The organism is Flavobacterium sp. (assembly GCF_039916025.1).
GTDB lineage: Bacteria > Bacteroidota > Bacteroidia > Flavobacteriales > Flavobacteriaceae > Flavobacterium.
Map to the genome: position 1 here is coordinate 1 of NZ_JBDSMB010000175.1, position 5,738 is coordinate 5,738.

7 protein-coding genes are annotated in these 5,738 nt (G+C 37.4%); all 7 read right to left on the reverse strand.

Annotated features, from left to right (window positions below):
• The coding region (locus ABIQ27_RS13170) for a carbon-nitrogen hydrolase family protein (RefSeq protein ID WP_348034380.1) at positions 1 to 883 on the reverse strand (883 nt) is incomplete at its 3' end.
• Positions 884 to 1,031: 148 nt separating this feature from the next.
• Positions 1,032 to 1,712 carry a nitroreductase family protein gene (locus ABIQ27_RS13175; RefSeq protein WP_348034381.1) on the reverse strand — a complete coding sequence of 227 codons (681 nt, stop codon included), beginning with the start codon at positions 1,710 to 1,712 and terminating at the stop codon, positions 1,032 to 1,034.
• Positions 1,713 to 2,020: 308 nt separating this feature from the next.
• A complete protein-coding gene (locus ABIQ27_RS13180) occupies positions 2,021 to 2,572 on the reverse strand; it encodes a lysozyme inhibitor LprI family protein (protein ID WP_348034382.1) in 552 nt (183 codons plus the stop codon).
• Positions 2,573 to 2,774: 202 nt separating this feature from the next.
• On the reverse strand, positions 2,775 to 3,254 hold the full coding sequence (locus tag ABIQ27_RS13185) for a hypothetical protein (protein ID WP_348034383.1): 480 nt from the start codon (positions 3,252 to 3,254) through the stop codon (positions 2,775 to 2,777).
• Between the two features lie 49 nt (positions 3,255 to 3,303).
• Complete coding sequence (locus tag ABIQ27_RS13190; protein ID WP_348034384.1) at positions 3,304 to 3,816, reverse strand: SgcJ/EcaC family oxidoreductase; 513 nt, start codon at positions 3,814 to 3,816, stop codon at positions 3,304 to 3,306.
• A gap of 60 nt (positions 3,817 to 3,876) precedes the next feature.
• Positions 3,877 to 4,239 (reverse strand): hypothetical protein, encoded by a 363-nt coding sequence (locus ABIQ27_RS13195; protein WP_348034385.1) that lies wholly within the window; start codon positions 4,237 to 4,239, stop codon positions 3,877 to 3,879.
• A 461-nt stretch (positions 4,240 to 4,700) separates the two neighbouring features.
• Complete coding sequence (gene nadA / locus ABIQ27_RS13200; protein WP_348034386.1) at positions 4,701 to 5,702, reverse strand: quinolinate synthase NadA; 1,002 nt, start codon at positions 5,700 to 5,702, stop codon at positions 4,701 to 4,703.
• Between the last annotated feature and the right edge of the window lie 36 nt (positions 5,703 to 5,738).

Genomic DNA, 5,738 nt, shown 5'->3' on the forward strand with positions numbered 1-5,738 from the left:
GTCCAACAGGATCAAAGTTTTGGCGCTCTTCCAATACTCTATTAAAATCTATTGTACTTACTATAAGCCCTTCTTTTTCGACTACTGGTGCAACTATCCATTCACCATCTGGCCCTGCTATACAAGAGCCTCCATTTGCCAGAATTTTAGGAGCATTCTTTAAAATTTCTTTTACATGAGGTGTATCTGCAGGAAAATCTTCAATTTGCATTAAGCTCGATACAGATACAACAAACGAGCGCGATTCCTTCGCTATAAATTTTGTAATGTCAAAAGTATTGTGTGCGGATCCGGGCCAGACAGCTATATGTAAATTTTCTCCCAATCCATAAAGTGCTGTTCTGGTAAGCGGCATCCAGTTTTCCCAACAGTTTAAACCGCCAATAGAAAACTGTTTTAGATTATGAACTTGCAAACCATTCCCATCACCAGCGGCCCAGGTTAATCTTTCCTCATAAGTTGGTTGCATTTTTCTGTGAACCGATTTAATTTCTCCATTGGCATCAATATAAACCAATGAACAATACAAACTATGACCGCCACGGTCTTTTGCGCGTTCGATTATTCCTAGATAAATTGCAATAGCATATTCTTTTGATAGCTTGCAGATTTCAACTAAGTCACCATTTTCGATTTGGACAGAATTGCGAATGTAATGGGCATGTAGTTCTTTTTGGATGATAGAATTGAATTCGCTTCCATTAGTTAGAGATAGCCAAAATGGATAACCGGGCAAGAACGCCTCTCCAAATACAATAAGATCACATTTCTCGGTGCCAGCGTCAACTAGTAAAGATTTTATTTTGTCAATCGTTTTGTTTTTGCATAACCATACAGGCGCAAATTGGGCCATGGCTATTTTTAACAAATTCTCTTGCGCCATTTTTTCTAATATTAAATTCCATACAGTCACCGAGTTTGCGGCGATCGTATAGCTGGAATATGTTGCTGAAAGTTACAAAAGAGGATGATAAGATGCACTGCCGATTAAAATTCCATCGGTCACCTACAAATGTTGTTCTTTCGGCAGTTTAAATCCAAACGCAGATTTCTGAAATGCTTTTTCTTTGCAAATCCGGAACCCAACACTCATCAGCCGGATAACCAACAGGAATTAACAAAAAAGGTTTCTCGTTTTCGGGACGGTTTAAAATTTTGGATAGAAAATTCATTGGGCTTGGTGTATGCGTTAATGCAACCAACCCGGCATCGTGAATTGCAGTAAGTAAAAATCCGCAGGCAATACCGCAGCTTTCCGTTACATAATAATTTTGATGTTTGTAATTATTGCTTTCCAGTTCATAGCTTCTTTTGAAAACAACAATTAGATACGGTGCGGTTTCTAAAAAAGGTTTGTGCCAATCAGTTCCAATAGGCTGTAGATCCCTTAGCCATTCATCTGTCATTCTTGTTTCGTAGCTTTCCTTTTCTTCTTTTTCGGCTGCAACGCGGATTTGCTTTTTCACTTCGGGATCTTTTACTACACAAAATGTCCATGGTTGTTTGTGTGCGCCCGAAGGTGCCGTGGATGCAGAAAGTAGGATATTTTCAATTATATTTTCTGGAATGTATTTATCCGAAAAATCGCGAACGGTTCTGCGTGTATTCATCCATTCAAAAAAAAGCCGGCAACGTGTCTGCATTTCTGTAATCTCATACGTTTTTTTTTCGTATGAAACAAAGGGGAACTTATCAATGATTTTTTTTTTCATATTGATTTAAAATTAGTCGTTCTTTTTTTGCATGGCATACAACGTGAGTCTATCTAAAGGCTACCGTTTTACTTCAAATAAAAATGAGTTGGAAGCCATTGTAAGGGGTGTATAATTTTTGTAAGATAAATCCCTTTACTGCAACCAGCACTTATAAAAATTTAAAAACAAGTCCAGGCTTTAAGCGGTTGGGGAATGACTGGTATCGAGCTCGGACATGTTACTAAATGAAATATGACTCGTCCCGAAAAAGTTGACACTTGCTACTTATTAACTATCTGTTAAAGCGTTAATTTCCGAACGCAGACCTATTTAGCGCTTGCTATGTCTTTGTAGTATCTAAAAATTTCAAGCGTCCTTTGCAGTACTAAATCTGAATACAATTCTGTTGCGATAGTTGAATACATTGTTCCTCCGCCAGTATAGGTTTTTTTATTTACTAAATGTATCAATTTGGTTTCTGCCTCTCTATATATAAGCCAGCCCTTTTGTGCTGCCACTAATGTTGCCCTATCTTTCCGCTCGAAACTATTTAAAAGTTTATTGTAATACTTGTTCATCAACTTTTTATAGGACTCTGTCATTTCTACTATAATTCGGTTCATTCCCGACGTGGAATAATTAATACTGATTTTTTTTGCTGCAATTTGTCTTATTCGAAATGTGTCGATTGAAAACTCTATTTCATCCTTTGAACTCTTACTTCTAATTAGTTCTTGTGTCAATGATGGAATTTTCTTTTCTATCTCCTCATTTATCTTCTGCAAATCTTCTGGGGTTATTTCTCTGAGCCCCGCTTTCTGGCCGTATGAAAATAAAGACACATACATCAAGAAGCTTAATAATACCATTTGTTTCATAGCAATTTAATGAGGTGGAATTAGCAGTTAGCTCATCAATTTAATAGGCTCTCAAATCTTTCTCACAATTATTTTAGAGTAGGCCGCTATCGTGCAGGATTTGGCGGTTTGGGCTTATCCCGCCTATTACAAATATTTACGTATTTGTCATAAAAAAGGCAAGGATATAAATAAACGTTTCGCCGATTAAAAAATACAACCTTCATTTTTTATTAAATATTGAACCTTCGTGAATTAATGCCAGATTATTTGATCCTTTATACTTATCAAGTTGCCTTATGGTGTCGTCACAAAATATTTTAAAATCGTCTGCTTTGCAAAAGGCGTTGTGTGCGAATATTTTAAACTTTTCAGATTTTGTTTTTAAATATAAAACCGGTCCTGTTCTCCCATTAAAATCCTTAAAAGAAATCAGGTCATTGAAATTTATAATTTTTATTTCACCGGCAAATTCAAACTCAACAGACATTTCATCCAGTCTAGCCATACAAGAACGCACTGCCTTTCTTTTTATAGCCTGGAATAATAAATAGGCTAAGGCAAAACTTGCAATTAATGTGAGAAGTAAATTTAGTTTTAAATATACTCCTACAATTTCGCTTAACATAAATGTTACAATTGCCAATACACCCACCGAAATAGTGTCCACTATTTTGGTGTATTCAAATTGATATTCTTTCACGAAATTTGATTAAAATCTTTGTTACGCTGAACAGGCAAAACAAATAGCGCTATTGCGGTTCTGGGGCAGGCACTCCCGGTTTTATATCCACATTGTGATACGTCACAATTTTCCAATCCTTCCGGTCTTTTACCATTACCTGTAAGAGACGTACCCTAAGCCGTCCTTTATCATCAAGAGTCGTTCCTTTCATAGGTCCATTTTTAAATCCGGATACCCATCCAATAGTCTCTACAGTTGCCACATTGGGATGGACGAATTTGAGGGAAACAACTTCTTGTTTCAATTCAGTTCCGAGAAAAACTGTTTTGAAAATTTGATCATGCTTTTCCTGAAAAATTTTATGACCGACTGCAAACACTCCCATAATATTTGTAAAGGTACCGTCTTCCGCAAAGTGGCGCGAGTACATTTCAGCATCTCCCTTATTCCATGAAACAATTTCTTCCAGAAGTATATTTTGAATAGCAGTTGTGTCTGATTTTTTTTGGGCAAAGACTGTCGTTGTGAATTGGAGCATCACAAAAATTGAAAAGAATTTTATAAACTTATTTATTTTCATACTATTCATTTTAATTGAATAGTAAGGTACTCTTTTTAAGCAAAATTACCTGAGGTTGTTTTACCATTGTTGAATAACAACTCCCAATTGTTTATCCTTAATTGCAAATTCCTTTGCGCCCCAGGGACGAAGAGTAATTTCTTTCAGGTTCGGATGAAGAAATTCGGGATGAGATTTAGAAATTTTTTCATAAACTTCATCAATATTTTTGGTCACTAACCTGAATTCAGGGTTATGTTCTTTAGCAAGCGCTGCGTTTTCAAAAAGGTTTACACATAATCCATCTTTTTCCAATACACAAAATGGTTGGCTAGATTTTATTTCATCATGTGCAATAGTGAAATTCAAACAATCGATAAAAAATTTCAAACCGTCACCAATATTGATATAAAAAACATTGGGAACTAATTTTTCAAAATTCATGAATTACGATTTTTAAATTTGTTAAAATTAAATTTTAAAATTGAAAACCGGGCCGAAAGAATTCCATTAACAAAAGACTGAAGCTGGAATTAGCATTACAGCCCAATGGTTATTCCGTCAAGCCAAAATTGCCGAACGCCGATCCTATCTTTGAATTCAGTAATTTTTATACGATGAAGAATGTCGCAGCGAGAGTAAGACTCGAACGCCGATAAGGCCTTTAGAGTTTGTCTAATTCTATCTCAATTAATAGCCCAACACCTGGCCATATTTTACCTTGTGAATAGGGCTGCTGCATTGTTTCATAATAGTAACCATACTATCACCATACTGTTACCATACTGTTACCCCAGTCAGATAAAGTTTGAAAAACATAAACTCTAACGGGTGTTAGTTTTGCCTGGCCAGCATTAAGCCGGTAGATTTTAGCATACAACTTTAACCAAGTTTATACCCTTTATTTAACCGATCAGCCCGGCCGCCCTGCTTATGTCCATCATTCTATCCATCGGTTTTTTGGCAGCCAATCGTAATGTTTCATCCATTAAAATTTCCGGCTGCTCATACTCCATGCATAAATAGAGTTTCTCCAGGGTATTCAGCTTCATATGCGGGCAATCGTTGCAGGCACAGCTGTTGGTGGGCGGTGCCGGTATAAAGGTCTTGTATGGGCTGTTCTGCTGCATCTGGTGCAGTATGCCTGTTTCTGTGGCAACAATGTATTCTGTGGCAGTATCTGTTTCGGAATATTTTAATAACTGCGTGGTGCTGCCTATATAATCCGATACACGCAATATCGCCTCTTCACATTCAGGGTGTGAGATCAGTTTTGCTTTCGGATGTCGGATCTTTAATTTAGTTATCTTTTCAAGGCTGAATATCTCGTGTACCATACAGGCTCCATTCCACAATAGCATATCCCTTCCTGATTTTTTATTGAGCCAGGCACCCAGGTTTTTATCGGGAGCAAAAAGGATCGGTTGATCCTTCGGTACGCTTTCAATTATTTTTTCTGCGTTACTGCTGGTGCAGATGATATCACTCAAAGCCTTGATATCGGCGCTGCAGTTGATGTAGGATATCACCAGGTGATCGGGATGTTTGTCTTTGAACGCTTTGAACAAGGGCGCCGGTGCGCTATCGGCCAGGGAACAACCCGCTTTTAAATCGGGCAGCAAAACCTTTTTGGATGGGTTTAAAATCTTGGCTGTTTCGGCCATGAAGTGTACACCGGCAAATACGATAATGTCGGCATCCGTCTTGCTTGCCTGTTGTGCCAGCCCAAGACTATCGCCAATAAAATCTGCCACGTCCTGTATGTCGGGTTCCTGGTAATAGTGGGCGAGTATGACTGCATTTTTCTGTTTCTTTAGACGCTCAATCTCCGCAAATAAATCGAGATGCGGATCGATTTCTATGTCTAAAAATCCTTTTTCTAGATTTCTGTTATCGGTAATGTTCATAACGTTTGTAATAGTATTAATATAAACCTTTTATAA

What these genes read in the sequence shown, in the direction of transcription:
- ABIQ27_RS13175 (WP_348034381.1), bottom strand. Translation starts at nt 1,712, where the DNA reads ATGAAAAAAAAAATCATTGATAAGTTCCCCTTTGTTTCATACGAAAAA.
- ABIQ27_RS13180 (WP_348034382.1), bottom strand. Translation starts at nt 2,572, where the DNA reads ATGAAACAAATGGTATTATTAAGCTTCTTGATGTATGTGTCTTTATTT.
- ABIQ27_RS13190 (WP_348034384.1), bottom strand. Translation starts at nt 3,816, where the DNA reads ATGAAAATAAATAAGTTTATAAAATTCTTTTCAATTTTTGTGATGCTC.
- ABIQ27_RS13195 (WP_348034385.1), bottom strand. Translation starts at nt 4,239, where the DNA reads ATGAATTTTGAAAAATTAGTTCCCAATGTTTTTTATATCAATATTGGT.
- nadA (WP_348034386.1), bottom strand. Translation starts at nt 5,702, where the DNA reads ATGAACATTACCGATAACAGAAATCTAGAAAAAGGATTTTTAGACATA.